This is a genomic window from Pseudomonas oryziphila (assembly GCF_003940825.1).
Taxonomy (GTDB): Bacteria; Pseudomonadota; Gammaproteobacteria; order Pseudomonadales; family Pseudomonadaceae; genus Aquipseudomonas; species Aquipseudomonas sichuanensis.
The window spans coordinates 2,592,620-2,617,515 of record NZ_CP034338.1; the positions used below are offsets into that span (position 1 = coordinate 2,592,620).

Consider the following 24,896-nt stretch of genomic DNA (forward strand, 5'->3'; position numbering starts at 1 on the left):
CAATTGTAGGAATTTTCCTGGTGGATGCACATGGGTCGCATTGGCGCGGGGCAGTGTTCGCCCGCGCTGCCCCGTGTTTCAGAATGGCTCGATTACTGACGGATAGAGGCTGACGCTACGGGCCCGAATGCAGGTTTGCATTGCTTGCGTAACGCTGTTCAAAGCGGCCTTGAGTGTGCCCTTCGTGGCTGGGGCTTCGCTTTCACCGTTCAGTGGCCTCTCCAGGCCATGCATATCCATTGCCAACGGCGACCTGGCATTTTTGTCAGTTGCCGTCTTGGACGCGTCGGGATCGAATGTAGCCATCCGATAGCGAGCAGGGGCAAGACAATGGCCTACACCGCCGCAGACTTTCAAAACCACTTTCATTCGGATGAGCCGCTCACGGTGGACGGCATCATCGGCACCTATGTTGTCGCATGGGACGACCAGTTGCAGATCAAGGTGGCTCAGGTACAAAACATCGCCCTTGCGGGTATCAAGTCGGTACCTGAACTCGAGCGGAAAATGGCCGAGGCCTCTGCTGCGCTTGAGCAACTGATCGACGATGGGGCTGTTCTGCTGAAACCTGAGCAATGGCAGAGCCTTTCGCCGGCCAGTGGTCTGGTACTCGCATACTTGCCAGGGGGCTACCTAGGGCCACAGAAGGCAGCCTTCTTATACGGGGTGCCCACCTTTAAAGCCCACGCCGAGTACCCCAAGATCCAATTCGCGGTGGATGCGAAAGGCAGAAGCACTTATGACGCTATCAAAGGAAAGTATGACCCGCTTGGTAAGTGGAGTACCTATGACGGGCAGTATGATTATACCCGTTACATCGGTGACATTTACCTACTGGAGGCTGCGCTGGCAGCCACTGCGGATGACTCGGTAACGCGAGAACCTTCCGAACCTGAGGGCACCCCGGAGGAGCCGTGGAACACCTATTCCGACGGCCCGCTAGCCGATTTCGTGGACATTGGCAGCGAGGACGACAACGACAAGTTGCCGGACATGACGGGCTTTGAGACGGATACGATCGGGGCAGGGGTACACGTATGGCGTAGCCCAGGCTTTCTGCTGGCCGATCGTGATCTGGAGGTTGGTGAAAAGGTCCAGGCCTGGGTGGTGCGCACGCAGGACGGGGGTATCGCCAAAGCCGTTGCCCTGACCGCCAACAAGACCAACAAGGCCATGGCGCAATGGCCGGTCGAATTCCTCAAGGCGGTCAATGCCGCGCCTGCTGCGAGCGAAGGCGGCAAATTGTTGCTCGGCGGTCGTTTGAGCGAAACAGGTGCACTGACGGTAGGCTATACCGATAGCCCATCGACCGCGGCAGTCGCATCAAAGTCGGCGGTAGAGAAAAGTGCCCTGAACCGGCTCCTGAACCGGCTCTGGTGTTACGGCAATGATCATCGGTTGTTCACCAACGCACCATTCCAGACCAATCTGGCGATCGCCGGGCGCCTGCCGGACATGGCCCTGCCCGAGGGGGAAAGTGTGGTTGTCCAGGTTCGCGACCGCACTACGCTGCATCTGTACGAAACCCATCTGTTCACCCCGGTCAGCGAGGCTGAATGTGCTTCGGGCGTATGGTCGAAAGCGCTTTGCACTGCCATCAATGCCGCCTACGGAATGTTGCGGGCGGGTGTGCGGGCGGATGAAAAACCGTGCATAGCGCCAGCCAAAAGCGGCAATGCACTGTGGGTGCCGCAATGTTCCGATTTGTCGGTGGAGGTAGACCGCATCGGTTGGCGCAGGCACCGCGTGGTGGAGGCGTTCGTGCCGGTAGTGGGGGCGACGGTGCAACTGATGCTGTACGACCGTTACTCCGGTGCGCAGTTGCCGGGTTCGCCGTTCAGTTACAAGGTTGCAGAAGGCGAGGCCGATGCTGCGGCATGCCTGGCGGCGATGGGCAAGGCATTGAAGGACTCGACACTGGGGAGCTATCTGCGATTGGCCGGGCGAGGGTCGGTCGACAGTGCCGCTGGGTCGGCAACGGACTGGGCGTTGTGGGTAGTGTCGCTGCCCGTTCGGGTGGTGGTGCTCGGTGTGCCTGGACTAGCCGGCGACTATGAAAAAGCCCTCGAAACACCGGCGGGTGAGTCTCTGACACTGGGGGCGGTGTATGCCGATTATCCGGATGGCTTGAGGCTTGCGCTGGTTGACCGTTGGACTGGGCATGATGTTGCTTCCTGGTCATTCAGGCCCCAGGCAGATGCTGTTTCGAGCCTGGCCGCATGGGCCCATGGGCTGGACGAATGCTTGAGGTCAAGCGGTGATAGAGAGGTGGCATTGATCGGGTGGGGGCAAGCGTCGGCGCAGGGCGCGACCCTCAAAGACGTGAATGACGATCTGACCGAGTGGACGCTGTGGTTGCCGCAGGATCTTGAGTGCTTGCTTACGGTCGGGCTTCTGGTCCCGGAGGTGGAAGTGAAGGGGGCGCCGCCTCGTATAGGGAAGTACCTCACTTCTTTGCGCGACAGCCTGGTGATCGATGAGGCGTACACATATGTCGATGCACGGAAAGGCGGATCGGGCAGCGCGAAACTCTTTGCATGGGGTGGAGATGTATTGTCAACCGCCGATGTTGTTAGTCTTCATGATGATATTGCTTATTCGCGAGGGGGAAAACGCCCGAAATCATTACGCCAGGAAGCATTAGAGAAAGAAAGCAAAAGCGGCTTCTCGAATAGCTACTGGATTAATTCTGAATCACCTAACTATCTTGGTCCTCAAGAAGCTTTACAGTCTGCCAACGTAAGCGCGCTCTTGGCGTCACGACTTTCTCGCTCTGATGTTTTGTTGCCTAGGAAAGATTCTTGGTGCATTCGGCTACCCTTATCCAGTTGGGCTGAAGCTGTTAGTTGCTCAGACGGGGCTATGGTTCTTCAAATTGAGTCTTTTAGTTTGGCAGAGCTATATGTCCTTAGAGCTGTTCAGTGGCTGGAATTTTTGCAGCTGCTGGAGGGGTATGGTGAGTCGGAGAAGCATGATGCTATCAGGCTTAATTTTGGCAAGGTGCTTGATAAGGAGAATTTCCTTGGCGCGTTGCATGAGGAGTTAAATGCGTTAAAGGCTTTGGCGTTACTTTCTGCTGGGTCAGAAGATTTGGTGTCTTGTATTAAGTATTTACTTTCGCTTGCGGCTCGTGTTTGGACACAGCGGCGTGCGGAGAGTATAATTGAAGGTGGTCTTAAAAAAGCGGGCCACAGGAATTTTGATGCTGTTGGGGATGGGCGTAAGTTAATTAAATTTATTGGTTCGATTGTTGAGGCTGCTGTCTTTTTTTCTGACTCCCCTGACCCTGGGGACGAGCTGTATGTTTTTGGGGGGACGAATGAAATTCGTCAAATATTCTATGGGGGAGTGATTTCTGATCGTACATCAATACCTGTAGTCGTACAGAGATTTGAGGATTTTATTGAATCTGAGTGTATAGAATTCTACGATGATCTAGGGTCTGATTCTAACGAGGGTGTGGGCGAAGATAGCGAAGATAGCGAAGATAGCGAAGATAGCGAGGATAGCGAAGATAGCGAAGATAGCGAAGATAGCGAAGATAGCGAAGATAGCGAAGATAGCGAGGATAGCGAGGATAGCGAGGATAGCGAAGATAGCGAAGATAGCGAGGATAGCGAGGATAGCGAGGATAGCGAAGATAGCGAAGATAGCGAGGATAGCGAAGATAGCGAAGATATGTTTGTTCAAAAGGCGAAAGCGTTGGTTCGTACCTACTTTAAAAGTGCGGCAGCTGTTGCGCGTGCTGATGTTATCACTGCAGCGGCGAGTGGTGATCCACTTGCTGTCAGGCTTTTGGATGCATTTTCCGTCTTTGATAAAGCGTTTGTCAATGTTCGCGATGATGCTGGTGTCGGTGATTTTATTTTTTTTGCAACTATGGTGTACAAGATTTTCGAAAGAGGTGGCGAGCACTCTAGGAGCTCAGCTCTATGGGTGGGCTCTCTGATTTTTCGTTCACAATCGCTTTCGGCTTTCGTCTATGATTCTAAGCTCGAATTTGAAAAGGCGATCAAGATATCGCTAGAGGCATTGCGTGTAGAAGAGGAAAAGTCTGCAGATCCGTCAAAATTAGAAGGAGGGGTTGAAGAGGTGCTGGCCAGACCGGAAGTGATGCGTGCGATGAGGGCAGGGGGGGGCGAACGCTGTGAGAGCCGAAATGCTTCGACATTCCACATCTCAGGGTTATGTATTTCTGCGCTTAAGTGAAAAGGCATTGGCTAAATCTATTAAGTTTATCTTCTATGCGTCCGACCTTGCTGTGCCGGGCATCAGTGCGACGCCATTGAATTATGTGATTCAGGGGAAGCACAGGCACAGTGGTGGTATCAATTTGTACTTGCCTGACGGATTGGAGATTGATTATCGATTTCCCCTTGCCAGTGCTAGCTATGTTGACGAAGCCGGGATAAGTTCTATCTGTTACGAGCGCGGCTCGATGCGGGTCGCCAGTGCGCTTTGCATTAATCCGCCCATCAACGGAAAAGCCTTCATCCCTTCAGACACCCTCTGCGCCGACTACGCCAACACAATCGCCTCGGAGATTTACGACATCACCGGCGCAAGTGAAAACGGCGTCGATCCCCGAACTGGCCTGTTCCACGCCCACTACCCCGTAGGTGTGATCCGCGGCTTGAGTGGCAACGGCCCAGAGCTCGACCTGACCCTGCACTACAGCGCCGCCCGGGCCAACGAAAGTGCACTGGGCGATGGCTGGGCCTTCCGTTTTTCCGCCTACGACAATCGCCAGCACCGTTTGACGCTCAGCACCGGCCAGACGATCACGCTGACGGCCGAGCACATCATCAAGGCGACCGGTAAGAAGCGCTTGATGATCAACGGTGTCTGCCTGACGGGGGCCAGCGGCGACTTCAATGACTTGACCGGGTTGACCGTGATTTACCCTTCCGGTCGCAAGGAGCGATTGGCCAAGCCATGCAAGCATGATGGCCTAGAGGCAAATGAACAATACAAGAAGGCGTTGGTCGTCAAGCTCGACAAACTCAAAGAGAACCTTGAGAAATGGCTCAAGGAGGGGGGGAACGTGTATGCCCAGGCTGGCGGGTTGATTTCTGGCGGTGGCCTCGGGCTCCTCATGACGCCCACGCAGCCGGAACTGACCAGCGAGCAGAAAGACGCCATTCGTAAAAAGCTCGAGGCTATCGAGCCGATGCGCAAGGATATGGTGCGCAAGGCATTCGTGCTGGTCCCGAACAGTATCACCTCACCCCAGGGGGGCGAGCTGTCCCTGGCCTGGGAGGGCAAGAAAGGCCACGTCAGCCTGCTGACCATCCGCGATGGCGAGACAACACTGCTAAGCGGCGAGCATGCCGAACCGGTGGCCCAAGGGGAGTACGTCACTACGTTCACGGTCTGGCCGAACAGTGAGGAAGCGTACAGCGTCAAGCTGTTGATCAAGGATTGCCTGCTCACCCAGCTCACCCGCACCGGCAAGGACCAGACCACCCCGGTTCAGGTCGTGAAGTTCGGCTATGAGGGGGAGCCGGTGCTGGATCGGGTGCTCTGTTCCATCGAGGAAGAAGACGGCTCGCTGGAGCACGTGAGCTATGCCCCCGCCTGGAAGCATTGGGAGATCGGCAACAGCCTCATCCCACTGTCGCGGGTCATCCAGCACACCCTGGTGCCGGGTGCCGGGCAGCAGACCATCAGCCATCGCTGGCAGTTCGAGGGGTTGGACAACCTGGCGATGCAAGAGGGCGATCGCATCGTCGCCACCGAGATGCTCGACAACGGCAGCGGCCTGACCGGGCCTTTCACCCGCCGCACCTGGACGCTGAAGAATGGCTTCAGTGTGGAAACGGAGATTGTCGAGGAAACACCTGGCGTTATGCGCGAGACGACGACCCATACCTACCCCGACAGCATCGCCAGCACCGACGAGACCGTGAAGTTTCGCCTGGCTACTCAACCGATCAGGACGACCGTCATCACAGAAGACTTGCGTCCGGCACCTATTGCCCCAGTCGAGCCTTCTACAGCGGAGAATCAGCCATGAGCCAAGACAGCACCTCCACTGCTTCCGAGCCCAGTGCAACGTCTAGCCCGCTAAAAAAACTGACGCAGACCACATGTTCGGTCTACGACCAGCGCTCGGGGCTGCTTACCCAGTTGACGGAAGATGATGGCCAGACCACCTACCTGGACTACTACCAGGTGCCCACCAAGGCCAAAACCGACCGCAGCGACCAGCTACCGCTGCTGACTACCTTGCTGAAAGACTTCAAGTTGCAAGGTCCAACCGGCACCAAGCTGCTGGATGCAATGGCACTGTCCTGCCCGAATATCCCTGACAGCACACTGCCGCCATTGATGGCCCAATGTGAGTACCAGCAGTTTCCAGACGAAAGCAAGCGCTCGGTCATGTTGTTGACTCTGTACGGCTATGCCCAAGGCAGCAAGAACGCCAGCGGTGTGCTGATTCCAGACACAGTGCTGAAACTCGAGGGCGTAGCGGTGGACACAACTGTCTCCCCTTGGACAGTGGAAATGGCTGAAGGGCGCGAAGGGCTCGTTGTGGACCTGCTGCAATTAATCAACACGCGAAGTGCGGACGAGATCAAGACAGTGACGACCTCGACGCGCTGGTACAAAAACAACGCCACCCGTCAAGAACGGACTCTGACTCAGACGACCAAGGTCGACACTACGAACGGTACGTTGCTCACGAAAAGCACCGCGCCGTTGCAGCTGGGTGAGCTCACCTTAACCGCCATCCTGGCGCAACAACTGCGTTCGGCGCGCAGCGGCCGCGTGTTGCTGGAAACCCAGCAGGATGAGCTTGGGCGGCCCAAAGTCATGCTGTCCCCGCGATACGATGTTCGCGATCGTTCGCTTGGTAGCCGTTGTTATGCTTGGGATGAAGCGGACTTCATCAAGGGTAGCCGTGACGATAATGCCCTGACAGCCGAGCATTTGGAGTGGATCGACACTGGAGACGGCACCTGGGTACGTGTGCAGGGGCCGGATGGGCGTTGCGGGCGCACTCTGCTCGATGGCTTGCAGCGGCCGGTACGCCGCGAGCTGCAACGAATCGCGGGCGATAATCATGATGATGCCAACTACATCTGCCTGGAAGAAATTGCTTACGACACCAATGGTGGGATAGCTCACCGGTGTACCTATGACTACCTACCTGGTGGTTTGTGCTTGCGCAACGAAGGTGTGGCCTTGTCGGAAAACCAGCGTGACTGGTTCTGGCAAGCGCAAGAACGGATATCGGCGCAGGTCAGCCAAGGTGGTGAAGCCCTGACCACCAAAACCATGACGGGCACCCTGGTGCAAGGCCCGCTGCGCCGACTCACGTTAAGACAGGAGAATTTGCGTGACGGGAAAGTCACTCGGACCTGTCTGAATGAGCGCTGGAACGCCACGACCAAGGCCCTGGAAGAGACCGGGTTGTCGTGGGTCCAGCGTTTCGATGCCCAGGGGCAACTGACCCAGGTAGTTGAGCAGCATCAGGTCAATGGGCAGTCGATCAAACGCAATTGGACTTGCGACCATGATGAATTAGGCAGGAGGGTGAAAATCGTCACTCCGGATGAGAGCGTGTTGGAGTGGTCGTATGAAGGGTTTGGGACGACGCCTGTGAAGATCACCCTTACTGCAAAGGGAAAAGGTGGCCAGGTACTGGGCACGGCTGTCAACCAGGGTGAAGAAATGATCGCTCGCACGGTTGGAACTGCCGAGTCGCCCCTCAAGCACTCTCTTGACGGCAAGCGAGTCCGGCGCCCGGATGATACTCGCATCTGGAACGAGCTCAGCGACGATGGCAACACATTGAGCTGGTACACCGATTTCGCCGAGAGTGGCGTCAAGGTGCCTAAGCGGCTGGTAGCTTCGTTCACCTATAACGAAGTCACCCAGGGCCTGTACAGCGAACGACCTGAACAGGCCTTGTCAGCGCAAGCGCGCATTCACTGTGAAAGCACGGCACCGCAGCTGTTGGGGCGGTACTTGTCGACGCGCTATGTGCGTGGCATGCGCCAGCTGCAGCATAGCCAGCGATCACTGCGCAGTGGCGGTGGAGTTGGGCGCCATGCCAGCGGCGTCACCCACCGGGCTTGGCAAGATGGGCAGCAGCGCCGTAACCGCATACGCCGGGGAGGGTTGGAATACCGATACCTTTATGGCGCCCAAGGGGAAATCGAGCAACTAGTCCTACAGGAGCTGCGCAGTGGACGCACCTTGTCGCTACGCATGACCTATGACAGCTTTGGCCGGGAAATTCAGCGAACTTATCGTTTGGATGGGGTGCTCATGAGTCGGTACCAGCAAAGCTGGTCTGCTATAGGGCAACTGCTGGAAAAAACCTGGTACCGCAATGGCGAGGATCAGCCGACGCGCACCGAGACGTTTACCTATTGCAAGTTTCGTAATGAACTTGAGACGTGGAGTGTCGTGGCTGCCGACGGTTTCGCCATCGAAGACGCGAATGGTAAGGCACTCAAGGCGCAGGCTTATACCTACGATGAGTTAGGAAATGTACTGAGCTGCATCACGACGTTTGACGATGACGCGTGCGAGACGCGTACCTATGCCTATAGTGACGCGACACAACCGACACGGCGTACGAGTACCACCTTGGTGGTCCCAGGTAGCAAGGGGGGGAATGCTGTCGAACTTGATACTGATGTCAATGGCAGCCTGGTGAGCAATGCCCAGGGACAGTCGTTGACATATACCTATGATGGCCAACTGCAATCGATCAAGGATGGTGACCAGCTCATTACCTCCTATGAATATGATGAGCTAGGGCGCCTTGCAACGCAGTGGAACGAAAGCCTCAAGCAGCGCCATGTGTTCGAGTATGACCAGGACCGGCTGTGTGGTGAGCAATGGCTGAGTGCTGAAGGCGTAATGCTCAAGCATCGAGTGTTGGACGAAGAGGCCGGGCTGGCGGTCTATCACACCGATCAGGGGGAGGAAGGCGATACCACACGCTTGTACTTCGTTCTGGCGGACCCTCAGGGCAGTGGGGGAGAAGAGTACGTGATTGACGGCACGGGGCAGTGGCAGAGTCAGTCCATCGGGTTTACCCCATGGGGGGAGGCACCTTTACGACGTCTCACTGCAATGAACAGCGGACTAAGCTACAACGCTCAACGCGTTGACCCAGTGACCGGCCATTATCACCTGGGCAATGGCTATCGAGTATACGACCCACAACACCAGGCGTTCTATCAGAGTGACAGCCTCAGCCCGTTTGGTGAGGGTGGACTGAACGATCGGGCTTATTGCGCCGGCCGGGACCCGGTGAACTGGCACGACCCCAGCGGGCATATCATGATCAATCGCCGTGAGCAGTCTGAAAGCCTCGCATCGTTGGACGAGATGATTCGTGATACCACGCCACCGCACCATGAGCCGACGCCATGGTGGGAATACTTGGTGTTGGGTTATCTGTTTATCTTGGCCGTTGCGGCGGCGGTCGTGACCGCTGGGGCCGCTGGGGCGTTGATACTGGCGGTCGCGATGGCGGCCACTGCTTTGAGTGCCGCTGCAATGGCAACGCGGCATAGCAATCCAGTGTTATCTAACAAGCTCGACTTGGCGTCCGTCATAGTGGGCTTCGCAGATACGATTCTCACAGGAGGAGCCAAAGCAGCAGCGAAGATTGGCAAGTGGGGCATGCAAGCAGCTAGGTCAGGTCGGTCTTTACGTAATTATGTGAAGGTTGCAAGCCTCAAACTGCTCAGCAAGCTTTCTGGGGGAGTTAAACTCCAGGCCACTATCATGCCGCAACGGGCAGTAAGCCCTGTAGGTGCTTCCTCCCATCTGAATCGGTCAATGATCACTTGGGGTGGCGCAATTGATTCTCCCTTTTCGGTTTACTACAGCAGCAACCCTGACTGCACCGCCAAGATCTGGGTAGCACATGACCTCTACAATGTCAAGCCGGCGCTTCAGCACAACATACTTGAGGTGCAGAAAGCGAAATCATCGCTCGCAGGCATCGTAACGGATGCTGAAAGTATTCTGCCTAGTACCATCAATACCGGGAGCGGTGCGCTGACCGACTTTAATGCTGCTGTGAAGCGGGCAAAAGATGCTCAAGTGGATATTCAGGCCATCGGGAATGAAATGGCATCACTTAGTGTCAGCCTGCAACAGTGCGAGAATGCCTTGCAAACACAATTATTAGACCTTGCGCCCTGGGACAAAAAATACGACGACTGGACCGCATTACTGGATTCGTTCAGGAAACAAAATACAGGCGAGCCTTTAAAAAGACAGCAGTTGCTGGCTTTTTTCAAAAAGCAGAATTTGAAGCCGAATGGTTACGACGCCCTCAAAAGTCGAAGCGTGCTGAGCCCGAAAAGTGAAAACGCTTTCGTAATTAAAGAGTGCACGTTACTCATTGATAAGGAGCATGGGGCACGGATCGCTCTCAAGAAAAGCCTGAGCCTGGCGCAGAAACTTGAACAAGACAAAGTTGGACCTTTGCTGCAGCGCTTGAAGGCCAGTAAGGGTGAGATTGCAAGCGTGCTAAAAGAGTTACCGGAAAAAATGTTGCTGTATGCAAACTCTATTTCCGATGCCACCTTGAGCGCCAGTGCGCTGACAGCGCAGGGACGAGTATTGATGGCGTCGTCAAACACTGCGTTTAGTTTCAGACATCCGCTGAAACGGCTGAAGCTGATGTTTCATGGTGCAAGGCCGCAGCATATAAATGGTCCCGTTCCAACCTCTCAAGCTGTTGTACAGATTCCCGCCTATCCGGGAGCACCTAACAAAAGCTACTGGGGGGCTGACAAAATGTACTCGGAGCTGTCCGCGTTGACAGACAGAAACGGTAGGCAATTGATCGATTTTAAATCAGTAGATGTCATTCAGTTAAATATGTGCCATGGCGCGGCAGGGGGACAGCACTCGTTTGCCCAAGAGATGTCCGTGCTTGCCGGCTCCCCGGTCAAAGGGTATGTGGAACCACTGACGACGTTATACTCGGTGGATACTCTGGATGATACGGTTCAGCATACCTTTAAAGGGGTGAATAGTGGGATGACCCCAGGTGCGCCGGGCTGGACAGAGATGAAAGAGGTGGTTTACTTTGTTACTGACAACTTTAGGGATACGCTGTATCTGCGAAGTGCCAAGTTGAAGGCTAATCCTCAATTGCACTCTGTGGCCTATGACCCGCAATGGTTTTTTCCGAAAAATCGGGCGAAACCACAGTCGCATCAAGATCTGAAGCAGTGGATGCGCCTACTGTAAGGCTACTCAAGCGTACGCTGTAGATCGAGTTGACGAGGGCGCTGGCGTGTCCAGATTATGATTTTCTAATGCGGTGTTTCAGAGGTACTACTGAAACACCGCATTAGCGAATGAAATGCACCTTACCGCTATCATCATTACCCATATAGATGCCATACACCCCCGCCTGACGCTCAAGAATGTACCGCTCCTAGGCTCTGTCTGAAATCCCAAGAAACTGAAATGTGGCCTCGGAACAGCCTGGGTTCTGTACAGTCGCCGGCCATCTACGGAAAGGAATTCTGTGATGGCAAAGCGTTATGAACTCTCGGATGAAGCGTGGGCAGTGGTCGCCGACCTCTTTACGGCGGCCCACGTCAGGGGCAGGCCCCGCAGCAGTGATCGTTTGATGCTCGATGGTGTGCTCTGGGTGCTCTGCTCAGGAGCAGCCTGGCGAGATATGCCCGAGCGCTTCGGGTCTTGGGCAACGGTCTATCACCGCTTCCGACTCTGGCGAAACCGCGGAACATTCGATCAGATGCTCAGACGATTGCACCTCAGACTCAATGACAAAGGCTTGATCGATCCCCACACCTGGATGATCGATTCGACCGCTGTTCGAGCAACCCGTGCTTCATCTGGAGCGCGGAAAAAAGGGGGCCTGACGAGCCTGCCGATCACGCTCTAGGCCGCAGTCGCGGCGGCCTGACAACCAAAATCCATATGCTCTGCGACGCCAACGGGATACCGTTGCGCTTCCTTCTCTCTGGCGGCCAAGCCAGCGACATCAGCTATGCCCAGCCGTTGCTTGATGATGTCAGCATCCCGACAAACCAGCGTGGTCGTCCACGCAAACGATGCAAATGGTTGCTGGCTGACAAAGGCTACGACGCCGAGGCCTTGCGCCGTTACTGCGATCGATATCGGATGCAGCCGGTCATTCCGCTGCGCTCAATGAAACGCAAGCCCAAACCCGGCTTGCCGAGACTGTTTGATCGCCCCAAATATCGACAGCGCAACATCATCGAACGCATGTTCGGCTGGCTAAAAGAGAACCGCCGAATCGTCACGCGCTTCGACAAGCTCGCAAAAAGTTATGCCGCAATGGTCTCGCTGGCTTGCGTCATGCGGTGTATGCGACGGCTTTTTTCAGACAGAGCCTAGATCTGCCGAATCGCCGGGTAGTAGATTTCATCCCACGGAATCTCCTCAGGCTCGAAAAACTTGTAGGCCAGGGTCTCAGGCCCATACTCCCCGGTCTTTTCAGTCGTAATGGCCCGAAAGATGATCTACGCCTCGCTGATCTGCGTCACGCTGAAGATCGAGTAGGGCGAGACGATCTCGGTGCGCACGCCACTCTCTTCCCACACCTAGCGCAACGCAGTCTGCTCGGTGGTCTCGCCGGCCTCCATGGACCCGGCCGGCAGTGTCCAAGTCCCCGGCCGCGGAAAATTTCCACACCTGCGTTACCGGCCTGCTGCTCGGCCGCGCTGCAATCCTGAAGGACCGCATCCTCGACTGGCACCTTGAAGCCCACGGCGTCACCGCCGCACAGTTCAAGGTTCTGATCATTGTCACCCAGTACCAGGTCAACTGCCCGGCCGAGCTGTGCCGCTAGCTGGGCCTGGACAGTGGCTCGATGACCCGCATGCTCGACCGCCTCAAGCAGAAGGACCTGATCTTGTGCAATCGCTGTCCCGAAGAACGCCGCCAGGTGCGCCTGGCACTCAGTGCCTATGGCCAAAGCCTGGTCGACCGCCTGCCCCTGGTCGGCGCGGCGGCGATTAGGGCTTGCGAGACCGTATTAATGACGAATGACTATCAATTGTAGGAAATCTCCGATTAGTTGCGCATGGCTCGTATCTGCTTTCAGCCCATCGCGGGGCAGATCCGCGATGGGCCGAGGTTTCAGAACTGCTCTGCAGCCATCCCATACAGGCTGGCGCTGCCGGCTCGAATGCTGGCTTCCAGGGCCAGGCCACGTGGCAACACGCGCTGGAAGTAGAACGCCGCGCAGTCGAGCTTGGCGCCATGGAAGGCCGGGTCCTGCGCCTGCCGGGCCTGTGCCACGTTAGCCATGCGCGCCCACATATAGGCATAGGCGGTCAAACCGAACAGGTGCAGGTATTCCACCGCCGAGGCGCTGACCAGGTTGGCATCCGTGCGGGCCTGCGCCTGCAGCCACTGGCTGACGCGCTCCAGGCGCACCAGCGCCTCCAGCAGCGCCTCGCGATGCAGCGCGGCGTCCACGCAAAAGGCGCGGATCTCGGCCACCAGGCCAGCCAGAGCCTGGCCACCCTCGCCCAGTACCTTGCGCCCGAGCAGGTCGAGGGCCTGGATACCGTTGGTGCCCTCATAGATTTGTGCGATGCGCACGTCGCGCACGCGCTGCTCCTGGCCCCATTCGCGGATGTAGCCGTGGCCGCCAAACACCTGCTGGCCCAGCACACAGCTTTCCAGGCCGTTGTCGGTGAAGAATGCCTTGGCCACTGGCGTCAGCAGGGCCACCTGGCGCTGGGCACGCTCGCGCTCGCCGGCATCCTCGGCGTAACGGGCGATGTCCAGCTGTTGCCCGACGTACACGGCGAAGGCGCGGCCACCCTCGGTAAGGGTGCGCATGGTCAGCAGCATGCGCCGCACATCGCCGTGCACGATGATCGGGTCGGCGCTGCGCGCGGGGGCGTCGCTGCCTGTGGCTGCGCGGCTTTGCAGGCGCTCGTTGGCGTAACGTGCGGCAGCCTGGTACGAGGCCTCGGCGCAACCGATGCCCTGCAGGCCGATGGACAGCCGCTCGTAGTTCATCATGGTGAACATCGCCGCCAGGCCTTTGTTCGCCTCGCCAACCAGATAACCCTCGGCCTGGTCGAAGTTCATCACGCAGGTGGCCGAGGCCTTGATGCCCATCTTGTGTTCGATCGACCCGCAGTGGGCGCCGTTGCGCGCGCCCAGGCTGCCATCGGCTGCGACCCGGTATTTCGGCACCAGGAACAGCGAGATGCCCTTGGCGCCGGCCGGTGCGTCGGGCAGGCGCGCCAGCACCAGGTGGACGATGTTCTCGGTGAGGTCCTGTTCGCCACCGGTGATGAAGATCTTGCTGCCGCTCAGTTGATAGCTGCCATCGGCCTGGGGTTCGGCGCGAGTGCGGATCAGCCCCAGGTCGGTGCCGGCGTGGGGCTCGGTCAGGCACATGGTGCCGGCCCAGCGGCCTTGGTACAGCGCTGGCAGGTAAGTGGCCTTGAGCTGTTCGCTGGCGTGGGCGTCGATGGCCAGGCAACTGCCGGCGGTGAGCGCGGAATACAGGCTGAAGCTGCTGTCGGCGGCGTACAGCATCTCTTCGAACAGCACCCCGAGCATTTTCGGCATACCCATGCCGCCGTGCTCGGGGTTACCGCCCAGGCCGACCCAGCCGCCCTCGCGGTAGGTGCGCCAGGCTTCCCGGAAACCGTCCGGGGTGCGCACTTCGCCGTTGGCGAACTGCACGCCCTGTTCGTCGCCGTTACGGCTGAGCGGGGCGATCAGCTGGCTGGTGAGGCGGGCGGCTTCTTCGAGGATGGCGTCGGCGGTGTCGGCATCGAGCCGCTCGGCCAGGGCGGGAAGGCGTGTCCACAGGGCAGGGCCTTGGAACACCTCGTGGAGGACGAAGTGCATGTCGCGCAGAGGGGCGGAGTAGTCGGTCATGGCAAGGCTCATCTTAAGGTAAGGCGCATGGGGGCGCTGTGCGCCCCTTTCGCGACACAAGGCCGCTCCTACAGGCAGTGCGCGGTTTTTTGCAGGAGCGGCCTTGTGTCGCGAAAGGGCTGCGCAGCAGCCCCAGGATTCGGTGGGTTCAGAGCGCCCGGGCGCGGTCGCGCAGTACGTACTTCTGGATCTTGCCGGTGCTGGTCTTGGGTAATTCGCCGAACACCACGGTCTTCGGCACCTTGAACCCGGCCAGATGCTCGCGGCACCAGGCGACGATTTCGCTTTCGCGGGTACCGCCGTGGCCGGTCTTGAGGGTGACGAAGGCGCAAGGCGTCTCGCCCCATTTTTCGTCAGGGCGCGCCACCACGGCGGCTTCGAGCACGGCCGGGTGGCGGTACAGGGCGTCCTCGACCTCGATGGTGGAGATGTTCTCGCCGCCGGAAATGATGATGTCCTTGAGCCGGTCCTTGATCTCGACGTAGCCGTCGGCACGCCACACCGCCAGGTCGCCGGTGTGGAACCAGCCGCCGCGGAAGGCCTCGGCGGTGGCCTCAGGGTTCTTCAGGTAGCCCTTCATCACGGTGTTGCCGCGCATGAAGATCTCACCCAGGGTATTGCCGTCGCGCGGTACCGGTTCGAGGGTTTGCGGGTCGGCGACCATCAGGCCGTCCAGGGTCGGGTAGCGCACGCCCTGGCGCGACTTGATCCGCGCCCGTTCATCCAGGGTCAGCGCGTCCCACTCCTCATGCCAGGCACACACGGTCACTGGGCCGTAGACCTCGGTCAGGCCGTAGGTGTGGGTGATGTGGATGCCCATTTCTTCCACCGCACCGATCACCTTGGCCGGCGGTGCGGCGCCGGCGACCATCGCCTGCACCGGGTGTTCGATGGCGGCCTTGGCGGCGTCGGGCATGTTGACCAGGGCGTTGAGCACGATCGGCGCGCCGCACAGGTGGCTGACCCGGTGTTCGCGGATCAGCGTGAGGATCTTCTGCGGGTCGACCCGGCGCAGGAACACGTGAGTGCCGGCCAGCGCGGTGACGGTCCAGGGGTAGCACCAGCCGTTGCAGTGGAACATCGGCAGGGTCCACAGGTACACCGGGCGGTGGCCCATGGCCCAGGTCATCTGGTTGCCCAAGGCGTTGAGGTAGGCGCCGCGGTGGTGATAGACCACGCCCTTGGGGTTACCGGTGGTGCCGGAGGTGTAGTTGAGCGAGATCGCCTGCCATTCGTCCTCCGGCCACTCCCAGGCGAAGTCCGGGTCGCCCTCGGCGAGCAGGGCCTCGTAGTCCAGGTCGCTGACCGGCTGGCCCTCGCCGTATTCCGGGTCGTCCACGTCGATCACCAGCGGCGGGTGTTCGAGCAGGGCCAGGGCAACGCGGATCACGCCGTGGAACTCGCGGTCGCCGATCAGCACCTTGGCCTCGCCATGGCGCAGCATGAAGGCGATGGCCTCGGCGTCCAGGCGCACGTTGAGGGTGTTGAGCACCGCGCCGATCATCGGTACGCCGAAGTGCGCTTCGAGCATGGCCGGGATATTCGGCAGCATCACCGCCACCGTGTCGCCACGGCCGACGCCACGGCCTTGCAGGGCGCTGGCCAGGCGTCGGCAGCGGGCATAGGTTTCGCGCCAGTCACGGCGGATGGCACCATGGATCACGGCCGGGTACTGGCCATATACCGCGGCGGTGCGTTCGATGAAGCTCAGCGGGGTGAGGGCGACGTGGTTGACAGGTGCGGGCATCAGGCCCTGGGAGAAGATCGACATGCGCGGTTCCTGTAGGGGAGGCAGGCGCACTCCGTGCGCTAGACCCCCGGTGGCTGATTGTTAGCTCTGATCAGGGTGTGGGAGGGGCGTGCCTCCCTGTCGCTTTTTTACGCGAGCCGCTATGGTATCTGGAAGATCGACTATAGCAATATAGTAAAACTACTATAACAAGAGCCTTTTCCCGTGAAGCCTGACTGCTCCCCCTTGCTCGCCCTGGACCCGCAACCGAGCCTGCTGCTGGCGGCCGATGCCGGCCCCTTGCAGCTCAACGCCGCCTTGCAGGCACTGATTGCCGAAGGGCCGCCGCTGGCCAGTTGGCTACCGGGCAACCATGCCGCGCTGGTGCGCGCCTGCCTGCGCCAGGGGCGGGCAATAAGCGAGGTCGAGGCTCAGGTAGGCGAGCGCATCTTGCTGTGGACCTTCATCCCCGATCACGCAGGCCAACAGGTGCTGGCCCGCTGCCGCGATGCCAGCGGCGAGCGCCAGGGTGAGCGCGAGGCCAGCCGGGCCCGACGGCTGTACCGGCTGATCACCGAGAACACCACCGACCTGATTTCCCGGCACAGCCCGGACGGGCGCTTTCTCGATGCCACGCCTGCGGCCTTCCGCCTGCTCGGGGTATGGCCGGAGCAATTACGCGGCAACCCGGCACGCAGCCTGCTGCACCCGCGCGAGCGCCGCCAGGCGCTGTTGCAGGCCGGTGCGGCGCTGGAGGCGGACGGCTACCACACCATGACCTGCCGCGTGCGCCATGCCGATGGCCGTTACCGTTGGTTCGAGATCGCCTGCCGGGCGATCCGCGAAACCTATACCGGTGCGGTGGTAGAGATCGTCGCCGTGTCCCGCGATATCACCCTGCGCATCGAGGCTCAGGAAAACCTGGCCCATAGCGCTCGGGTCGCAACGCTGGGCGAGTTGGCTTCGGGCATCGCCCACGAGATCAACCAGCCGCTGGCCGCGGTGCTCAACTACAGCAATGCCAGCCTGCGCTACCTGAACAATCTGGAGCACGATCCGCACGCCCGCGAGCGGGTTGCCCAGGGCCTGCAACGGATCAACCAGCAGGCCACCCATGCCGCCGAGGTGATCCGCCGGCTGCGCGCCTTCCTGCGCAAGGGCCCGCGCCAGCTGCAGGCGCTGGATATCGCCCAGGTTGCCGGGGAAGTGCTCAGGCTTTGCGCCTGGGAAGCGGGTGCTGCGCAGGTTCGCATCGAACAGCGGCTGGGGCCGCAGCTGCCGACGGTGTACGCCGATCGGGTGTTGCTGGAGCAGGTGCTGCTCAACCTGCTGCGCAATGCCATCGACGCCAACCGTGAGCAACACGCAGGCCAACCGTCGCGTATCCTGCTGGGCGCCTGGCGCCAGGATGACGGGCTGCTGGTGGAGGTGGCCGACCAGGGGCCTGGCGTGGCGCCTGAGCAGTTGGAGGCGATCTTTGCGCCGTTCACCACCAGCAAGGCCGATGGCCTGGGCCTGGGGTTGAGCATGAGCCGCAGCATTGTCGAAGGCTTGGGTGGCAGTCTGTGGGCACGGCTGGGCGAGGGTGGCGGGTTGGTGTTGTGTTGTCGGCTGGCGGTGAACCGGACATGAAGGAGGGGGCGGTGGTGCAAGCGAAGGTGTATGTGGTGGACGACGACCCGGGGATGCTCGATTCGACGGTGTGGTTGCTTGAGTCGGTGGGCTTGCAGGCTTTGCCGTTTACCAGTGGCCAGGCGTTTCTGGAGGCCTGCGACGGTAGTGGCCCGGCTTGTGTGTTGCTGGATGTGCGCATGCCGGGGATGGGCGGGCTGGCGGTGCAGCAGGCGTTGCAGCAGCGGGGGGTGGACATGCCGTTGATCTTTGTCAGCGGGCATGCCGATGTGCCGATCGTGGTGCGGGCGTTCAAGGCGGGGGCCTGTGATTTCATCGAGAAGCCGTATAACGATCAGTTGCTGCTGGACAGTGTGCAGGCGGCGCTTGGGCGTGCCCAGGGGGGGAATGGGGCGGTGGAGGAGGTGCAGGGGCGGATCGACAGCCTGACGCCGCGGGAGCGGGATGTGTTCATTCCGTTGGTGCAGGGGTTGGGGAATCGGGAGATTGCCGAGCGGTTGGGGGTCAGTGTCAAGACCATTGACCTTTATCGGGGGCGGGTGATGAAGCGGATGCAGGCGGGGAGTTTGGCGGAGTTGGTGGGGATGGCGATTGCTTGTGGGGTGGTGGGGGCGTTGGGGTTACGGGAGGTTTGAACTGGGCTGTCGTTGGTTTCAAGTTTCAAGTTTCAAGTTTCAAGTTATAGCTTCGGCTATGCACTTAAAAGTCATTAATTATTGGTTGTTGGTTGTTGGTTGTTGGTTTTGGAAGTTGTATGCGCATTCATTTGCGATGTCGACGCTTAGTCACCTTTCCGCCCTTACGGCGGCCTACTTTGGTCTTGGCCAAAGTAGGCAAAGCCGCTCGCTCCCATCATACGGCCCCTACGCTGCGCTTCGGGGTCCCTTCGCTCCGGCGTCCTCCGGGCCCGCGCGGCCTCCGACTTGCTGCGCAAGTCTACATCTCGCGCCTTCGGCTAACGCCGAAGGGTGCTGCGCACCAGGGCCCTCCAGACGCCTACGCTCAGCCTCCTGAAGTCGCGAAGTTAGGGGCGGCGCCTGGGCTGGCGTTAGCTGCCGCTAGTTGGATTGGCTGGGAACTCAGGATTGCAATCGCTGGCAAGCCAGCTCCCACAAGTTAGAGCGAACTTTCAAACTTGCGCTGTACCTGTGGGAGCCGGCTTGCCGGCGATAGGGCCCGAACATACAACACATAAACAACAGCCAAGCCTAGATAGCCGTATTACTGCTCTTGATCTGCTCTTGATCTGTTTTTGCTTTTGCTTCTAAGCGCGCAATAGCCCAGGCAACACAAATTGCGACTTCAGGAGGCCGAGTGGAGGTGACTGTAGGGCCCTGGTGCGCAGCACCCTTCGGCGTAAGCCGAAGGCGCGAGATGTAGACTTGCGCAGCAAGTCGTAGGCCGCGCGGGCCCGGAAGGCACCGGAGCGAGGGGACCCCGGAGCGCAGCGCAGGGGCCGTATGATGGGAGCGGGCGGCTTTGCCTACTTTGGCCAAGACCAAAGTAGGCCGCCGTAAGGGCGGAAAGGTGACTAAAAGTCGCCATCGCCGCTGAATGCGCATACATCTATCAAAACCACCACCCTGAAATCCGACCCCGACCCCGACCCCGACCCCGACCCCGACCCCGACCCCGACCCCGACCCCGACCCCGACCCCGACCCCGACCCCCAAAATGAAATTGTACTTAGCACCCTAATCAATGCTTTGACATTCCCTGCCTAGGCAGTAATATTTACACACAATTACCCGAGCAACCCCCGATGTCCCATTTCACCCCGGAAAACTTCCAGACCTGCGCCATCGGCATGCTGCTCGGTCGCGCCGCGATCCTCAAAGACCGCATCCTCGACTGGCACCTCGAAGCCCACGGCGTCACCGCCGCACAATTCAAGGTGCTGATCATCGTCACCCAGTACCAGGTCGACACCCCGGCCGAGCTGTGCCGCTACCTGGGCCTGGACAGCGGCTCGATGACCCGCATGCTCGACCGCCTCGAGCAGAAAGGCCTGATCCTGCGCAACCGCTGCCCCGAAGACCGCCGCCAGGTGCGCCTGGCACTCAGCGCCGACGGCCAACGCCTGGCCGACCGCCTGCCCCAGGTCGGCGCGGCGGCGATGAACGAACTGGTCGGCGTGCTGCAGCCCGAGGAGCTGAAAACCCTCGAAAGCCTGCTCGCCAAAGTCCTGCTCAGCGCCGGCGACCCCCTGACGATCCGCCGCTTCGGCGATCGTTGATCCCTGTCACGCATTCTCCAAGGTATTGTCATGGCCACTCCCGCTGACACCTCCACCCCAGCTGCCGCGCCCGACAACACGCGTAAACGCAAGGCCTGGCTGCTCGGCCTGCTACTGCTTCTGATCCTCGCCGGGGCCGCCACCTGGGCCTGGTACAGCCTGGTCGGGCGCTGGCAGGAAAGCACCGACGATGCCTATGTAAGCGGCAACGTCGTTGAAATCACCCCCCTGGTTACCGGCACCGTCACCAGCATCGGCGCCGATGACGGCGACCTGGTGCAGGCAGGGCAAGTACTGCTGCAGTTCGACCCGGCCGACAGCGAAGTGGCCCTGCAGTCCGCCGAGGCCAAACTGGCGCGCAGCGTGCGCCAGGTGCGCGGCCTGTACAGCAACGTCGACGCGCTCAAGGCGCAGGTGGAAACCCGTCAGGCCGAGTTGCAGAAGGCTCAGCAAAACTACAACCGCCGCAAGGTACTGGCCGACAGCGGCGCCATCGCCCAGGAAGAGATCGCCCATGCCCGTGACGACCTGACCGTGGCCCAGGCTGCCGTCAACAGCGCGCGCCAGCAGCTCAACACCAGCACGGCGTTGGTCGACGACACCGTGGTCTCGTCGCACCCCGAAGTCATGGCCGCCGCCGCCGATCTGCGCCAGGCCTACCTCGACCACGCCCGCACCACCCTGGTGGCGCCGGTCACCGGCCATGTGGCCAAGCGCACCGTGCAACTGGGCCAGCGCCTGCAGCCGGGCACCGCGACCATGGCGGTGATCCCGCTGGACGAGGTGTGGATCGACGCCAACTTCAAGGAAACCCAACTGCGCGACATGCGCATCGGTCAGCCGGTGCAGATCACTGCCGATCTGTACGGCAGCGACGTCAAGTACAGCGGTACCGTCGACAGCCTGGGCGCCGGTACCGGCAGCGCCTTCGCCCTGCTGCCAGCGCAGAACGCCACCGGCAACTGGATCAAGATCGTCCAGCGGGTGCCGGTACGTATCCACCTGAACCCCGAGCAGTTGAAAGACCACCCGCTGCGCATCGGCTTGTCCACGGTCGTGGAAGTCGACCTGCACGACCAGAGCGGCCCGGCCCTGGCCCAGCAGCCACCGCAGCAGGCCAGCTACAGCACCCAGGTGTATGACCGCCAGTTGGCTGAGGCCGACAACCTGATCGCCCGGTTGATCCACGACAACAGCGCCAGCGGCAAGACAGCGCAGCGATGAGCCAGGCAGCCCCCGCGCAGTTCACCCCGCCGAGCCTGCTGCTGACCACCATCGGCCTGTCGCTGGCGACCTTCATGCAGGTGCTCGACACCACCATTGCCAACGTGGCGCTGCCGACCATCTCCGGCAACCTCGGCGTGAGTTACGAGCAGGGCACCTGGGTGATCACCTCGTTCGCGGTGAGCAACGCCATCGCCTTGCCGCTCACCGGCTGGCTGAGCCGGCGCTTCGGTGAGGTCAAGCTGTTCATCTGGGCCACCTTGCTGTTCGTGCTGGCATCGTTCCTCTGCGGCGTCGCCCAGTCGATGCCCGAGCTGGTCGGGTTCCGCGTGTTGCAGGGCGTGGTCGCCGGGCCCTTGTACCCGATGACCCAGACCTTGCTGATTGCCGTTTACCCGCCGGCCAAGCGCGGCATGGCCCTGGCGCTGCTGGCGATGGTCACGGTGGTGGCGCCGATAGCCGGGCCGATACTCGGCGGCTGGATCACCGACAGCTACAGCTGGCCCTGGATCTTCTTCATCAACGTCCCGATCGGCCTGTTCGCCGCCGCAGTGGTGCGCCAGCAGATGCGCGCGCGGCCGGTGGTCACCAGCCGCCAGCCGATGGACTACATCGGCCTGCTGACCCTGATCGTCGGGGTTGGCGCGTTGCAGGTGGTGCTGGACAAGGGCAATGACCTGGACTGGTTCGAGTCCTCGTTCATCGTCATCGGCACGCTGATATCGGTGGTGTTCCTGGCGATCTTCATCATCTGGGAGCTCACCGACCGTCACCCGGTGGTCAACCTGCGGCTGTTCGTGCACCGCAACTTCCGCATCGGCACCATCGTGCTGGTGGGCGGCTATTCGGCCTTTTTCGGCATCAACCTGATCCTGCCGCAGTGGCTGCAGACGCAGATGGGCTATACCGCCACCTGGGCGGGCCTGGCGGTGGCGCCGATCGGCTTGCTGCCGGTGCTCATGTCGCCCTTCGTGGGCAAGTACGCGCACCGCTTCGACCTGCGTCTGCTGGCCGGCATCGCCTTCCTGGCCATCGGCACCAGTTGCTACATGCGCGCCGGCTTTACCAACGAAGTGGATTTCACCCATATCGCCCTGGTGCAGTTGTTCATGGGCATCGGCGTGGCGCTGTTCTTCATGCCGACCTTGAGCATCCTGCTGTCGGACCTGCCGCCGCATCAGATCGCCGATGGCTCAGGCCTGGCCACGTTTCTGCGCACCCTGGGCGGCAGTTTTGCCGCGTCGCTGACGACCTGGATCTGGATCCGCCGCGCCGACCAGCACCACGCCTACCTGAGCGAACACCTCAGTACCTTCGACCCGGCCACCCGCCACACCCTCGAGCAGTTGGGCGGGGCCAGCCCGCAGAGCTATGCGCAGCTGGAGCAGATGCTCAACGGCCAGGCCTACATGATGTCGACGGTGGACTACTTCACCTTGCTGACCTGGGTGTTCGCCGGCTTGATCCTGCTGGTGTGGCTGGCCAAGCCACCCTTCACCGCCAAGGCTGGGCCGGCGTCGGCGGGGCATTGAGCCGCCAGGGCCGGGGCAAGGGCATCACAGCGCCTGTGCCCCAGCCTTGGCCACTTCGGCATCCTGCCCGGACTTGACCCCCGACACGCCGATCGCGCCGACCACCTGGCCCTCCACCCGCAGTGGCACGCCGCCTTCCAGGCTGGTCAGTAGCGGCGCGGTGACGAAGGCGGTGCGCCCGTCGTTGACCATCTGCTCGTAGTCGCGCGACTCCCGGCGGCCCAGCGCCGCGGTGCGAGCTTTCTCCATGGCGATGTAGGCGCTGACCGGGGCGCAGCCGTCCAGGCGCTCCAGGGCCAGCGGGTGGCCGCCGTCGTCGACCACGGCGATGGTCACCGGCCACTGTTGGGTCTGGGCGTGCTGGCGGGCGGCGGCGAGCAGCCGGGCGACGTCCGCCTGGTCGAGTACGGGTTTGCTATGCATGGGGTGCCTCCAGGGCGTCTTCGACAATTTCGATCCAGTGCCGTACCGGTGTGCGACCGGCGCCGTCGAGGTGGAGCTGGCAGCCGATATTGGCGGTGGCGATGATCGCAGGTTTTCCACTTTCCAGGGCCGCCAGGCGGTTGTCACGCAGCTGGCGCGACAGCGCCGGCTGGGTCAGCGAGTAGGTGCCCGCCGAGCCGCAGCACAGGTGGCCGTCGGGCACGCTGGTGAGGTGGAAACCCAGGCGGGTCAGCAGGCTTTCCACGGCACCGCCGAGTTTGAGGGCGTGCTGCAAGGTGCAGGGGCAATGGAAGGCCAGGCGCTGTTCGGTACACAGGCCCAACTGCTCCAGCGGCTCGGCCTGCAGCAGCTGCACCAGGTCGCGGGCCAGGGCGCTGACCCGGGCTGCTTTTGCGGCATAGCGCGCATCGTCCTTGAGCAGGTGGCCATAGTCGCGCACGAAGGCACCGCAGCCGCTGGCGGTTTGCACGATGGCTTCGGCGCCGGCTTCGATGGCCGGCCACCAGGCGTCGATGTTGTGCCGGGCGCGTTGCAGGCCTTGCGCCTGGGCATCCAGGTGATAGTCCACGGCGCCGCAGCAGCCAGCCTCACGGGCCGGCTCGACGCTGATGCCCAGGCGGTCCAGCAGGCGCGCGGCGGCGGCGTTGGTGTTGGGCGACAGTGCTTGCTGCACGCAGCCTTCGAGCAGCAGCACGCGGCGTGGGTGGCGGGGCGCCGGGCGCTGGCCGGCGTGGTGCACCTGGGCAGGCAACTTGGCCTTGAGGCCGTTCGGCAGCAGCGGCCTGAGGGTTTGCCCGACCTTGGCCAGGGCCTTGAACGCGGCCGGGTGCGGCACCACGGCGCGCAAACCTTCGCGCAACAGCCGCTGCCCCAGCGGGCGCGGCACCTGTTGTTCGACCACGGCGCGGCCGATATCGAGCAGGTCGTGATACTTGACCCCGGAAGGGCAGGTGCTCTCGCAATTGCGGCAGCTCAGGCAGCGGTCCAGGTGCAGTTGGGTGCTGGCGGTCACCGGCTCGCCTTCGAGCACCTGCTTGATCAGGTAGATGCGCCCGCGTGGCCCGTCCAGCTCGTCGCCGAGCAATTGATAGGTGGGGCAGGTGGCCGTGCAGAAGCCGCAGTGCACGCAGGACCGCAGGATGCTCTCGGCCTCTTCAGCGCGGGGCAACTGCTTGGCGGCATCGCTCAGGTGGGTTTGCATGGCGTG

13 protein-coding genes and 3 pseudogenes are annotated in these 24,896 nt (G+C 60.9%); 10 read left to right on the forward strand and 6 right to left on the reverse strand.

Annotated elements, in window-relative coordinates:
• The first annotated feature begins 330 nt into the window (after nucleotides 1-330).
• Genes EJA05_RS12115 through EJA05_RS12125 form a run of 3 tightly spaced genes read left to right on the forward strand, consistent with a single transcriptional unit; the run spans nucleotide 331 to nucleotide 11,235 of the window.
• On the forward strand, nucleotides 331-4,209 hold the full coding sequence (locus EJA05_RS12115; RefSeq protein WP_125858408.1) for a hypothetical protein: 3,879 nt from the start codon (nucleotides 331-333) through the stop codon (nucleotides 4,207-4,209).
• Nucleotides 4,160-6,016 (forward strand): hypothetical protein, encoded by a 1,857-nt coding sequence (locus EJA05_RS12120; protein WP_125858409.1) that lies wholly within the window; start codon nucleotides 4,160-4,162, stop codon nucleotides 6,014-6,016. Before EJA05_RS12115 ends, EJA05_RS12120 begins: the two co-directional genes overlap by 50 nt.
• On the forward strand, nucleotides 6,013-11,235 hold the full coding sequence (locus EJA05_RS12125; RefSeq protein WP_125858410.1) for an RHS repeat domain-containing protein: 5,223 nt from the start codon (nucleotides 6,013-6,015) through the stop codon (nucleotides 11,233-11,235). Before EJA05_RS12120 ends, EJA05_RS12125 begins: the two co-directional genes overlap by 4 nt.
• Before the next feature lie 103 nt (nucleotides 11,236-11,338).
• Here EJA05_RS12125 and EJA05_RS12130 read toward each other — a convergent pair.
• Nucleotides 11,339-11,425: pseudogene (locus EJA05_RS12130) on the reverse strand (NUDIX hydrolase); the annotation flags it as partial.
• Between the two features lie 96 nt (nucleotides 11,426-11,521).
• Here EJA05_RS12130 and EJA05_RS12135 point away from each other — a divergent pair.
• Nucleotides 11,522-12,378 (forward strand): IS5 family transposase gene (locus EJA05_RS12135; protein WP_190305981.1). Its coding sequence is split into 2 segments (ribosomal slippage): nucleotides 11,522-11,870 and nucleotides 11,870-12,378, totalling 858 coding nucleotides; the frame shifts between segments, so codons are not numbered across the junction.
• Here EJA05_RS12135 and EJA05_RS12140 read toward each other — a convergent pair.
• Nucleotides 12,375-12,662, reverse strand: a pseudogene (locus EJA05_RS12140) (NUDIX domain-containing protein); the annotation flags it as partial. The gene EJA05_RS12135 and the pseudogene EJA05_RS12140 sit on opposite strands and share 4 nt — an antisense overlap.
• On the opposite strand from EJA05_RS12140, the pseudogene EJA05_RS12145 reads away from it, so the two are divergent.
• A pseudogene (locus EJA05_RS12145) lies at nucleotides 12,641-13,000 on the forward strand (MarR family winged helix-turn-helix transcriptional regulator); the annotation flags it as partial. The pseudogenes EJA05_RS12140 and EJA05_RS12145 overlap by 22 nt on opposite strands.
• Nucleotides 13,001-13,122: 122 nt before the next feature.
• On the opposite strand, the gene EJA05_RS12150 reads toward EJA05_RS12145, so the two are convergent.
• Together EJA05_RS12150 and EJA05_RS12155 are read right to left on the reverse strand one after the other, a co-directional pair.
• A complete protein-coding gene (locus EJA05_RS12150; protein ID WP_125858411.1) occupies nucleotides 13,123-14,892 on the reverse strand; it encodes an acyl-CoA dehydrogenase C-terminal domain-containing protein in 1,770 nt (589 codons plus the stop codon).
• 148 nt (nucleotides 14,893-15,040) lie between these two features.
• Nucleotides 15,041-16,663, reverse strand: a complete 1,623-nt coding sequence (locus EJA05_RS12155; RefSeq protein WP_125858412.1) for an acyl-CoA synthetase — start codon at nucleotides 16,661-16,663, stop codon at nucleotides 15,041-15,043.
• 183 nt (nucleotides 16,664-16,846) lie between these two features.
• On the opposite strand from EJA05_RS12155, the gene EJA05_RS12160 reads away from it, so the two are divergent.
• The 5 genes from EJA05_RS12160 (at nucleotide 16,847) to EJA05_RS12185 (ending at nucleotide 23,245) form a co-directional block, all read left to right on the forward strand.
• Entirely contained in the window at nucleotides 16,847-18,253 is a 1,407-nt protein-coding gene (locus EJA05_RS12160) for a sensor histidine kinase (RefSeq protein ID WP_125858413.1), read from the forward strand.
• A gap of 11 nt (nucleotides 18,254-18,264) precedes the next feature.
• The gene (locus EJA05_RS12165; protein ID WP_125858414.1) at nucleotides 18,265-18,888 is read left to right on the forward strand and encodes a response regulator transcription factor; all 624 of its coding nucleotides are present in this window, start codon (nucleotides 18,265-18,267) and stop codon (nucleotides 18,886-18,888) included.
• 1,127 nt (nucleotides 18,889-20,015) lie between these two features.
• On the forward strand, nucleotides 20,016-20,489 hold the full coding sequence (locus tag EJA05_RS12175) for a MarR family winged helix-turn-helix transcriptional regulator (RefSeq protein WP_125463822.1): 474 nt from the start codon (nucleotides 20,016-20,018) through the stop codon (nucleotides 20,487-20,489).
• Nucleotides 20,490-20,519: 30 nt separating this feature from the next.
• Nucleotides 20,520-21,713 carry an HlyD family secretion protein gene (locus EJA05_RS12180; RefSeq protein ID WP_125858415.1) on the forward strand — a complete coding sequence of 398 codons (1,194 nt, stop codon included), beginning with the start codon at nucleotides 20,520-20,522 and terminating at the stop codon, nucleotides 21,711-21,713.
• On the forward strand, nucleotides 21,710-23,245 hold the full coding sequence (locus EJA05_RS12185) for a DHA2 family efflux MFS transporter permease subunit (protein WP_125858416.1): 1,536 nt from the start codon (nucleotides 21,710-21,712) through the stop codon (nucleotides 23,243-23,245). The genes EJA05_RS12180 and EJA05_RS12185 overlap by 4 nt, the downstream gene beginning before the upstream one ends.
• A 24-nt stretch (nucleotides 23,246-23,269) precedes the next feature.
• Here EJA05_RS12185 and EJA05_RS12190 read toward each other — a convergent pair whose 3' ends face one another.
• Nucleotides 23,270-23,668 carry a heme-binding protein gene (locus EJA05_RS12190; protein ID WP_125858417.1) on the reverse strand — a complete coding sequence of 133 codons (399 nt, stop codon included), beginning with the start codon at nucleotides 23,666-23,668 and terminating at the stop codon, nucleotides 23,270-23,272.
• Nucleotides 23,661-24,890: a glycolate oxidase subunit GlcF gene (gene glcF / locus EJA05_RS12195; RefSeq protein ID WP_125858418.1), complete on the reverse strand. Its 1,230-nt coding sequence runs from the start codon at nucleotides 24,888-24,890 to the stop codon at nucleotides 23,661-23,663. The genes EJA05_RS12190 and glcF overlap by 8 nt, the downstream gene beginning before the upstream one ends.
• Nucleotides 24,891-24,896 lie beyond the last annotated feature (6 nt).

Bases quoted from the DNA above. Each gene is read 5' to 3' on its own strand.
- EJA05_RS12190 (WP_125858417.1), bottom strand. From the start codon at position 23,668: ATGCATAGCAAACCCGTACTCGACCAGGCGGACGTCGCCCGGCTGCTC.
- glcF (WP_125858418.1), bottom strand. From the start codon at position 24,890: ATGCAAACCCACCTGAGCGATGCCGCCAAGCAGTTGCCCCGCGCTGAA.
- EJA05_RS12125 (WP_125858410.1), top strand. From the start codon at position 6,013: ATGAGCCAAGACAGCACCTCCACTGCTTCCGAGCCCAGTGCAACGTCT.
- EJA05_RS12150 (WP_125858411.1), bottom strand. From the start codon at position 14,892: ATGACCGACTACTCCGCCCCTCTGCGCGACATGCACTTCGTCCTCCAC.
- EJA05_RS12120 (WP_125858409.1), top strand. From the start codon at position 4,160: ATGCTTCGACATTCCACATCTCAGGGTTATGTATTTCTGCGCTTAAGT.
- EJA05_RS12115 (WP_125858408.1), top strand. From the start codon at position 331: ATGGCCTACACCGCCGCAGACTTTCAAAACCACTTTCATTCGGATGAG.
- EJA05_RS12180 (WP_125858415.1), top strand. From the start codon at position 20,520: ATGGCCACTCCCGCTGACACCTCCACCCCAGCTGCCGCGCCCGACAAC.
- EJA05_RS12155 (WP_125858412.1), bottom strand. From the start codon at position 16,663: ATGTCGATCTTCTCCCAGGGCCTGATGCCCGCACCTGTCAACCACGTC.
- EJA05_RS12175 (WP_125463822.1), top strand. From the start codon at position 20,016: ATGTCCCATTTCACCCCGGAAAACTTCCAGACCTGCGCCATCGGCATG.
- EJA05_RS12185 (WP_125858416.1), top strand. From the start codon at position 21,710: ATGAGCCAGGCAGCCCCCGCGCAGTTCACCCCGCCGAGCCTGCTGCTG.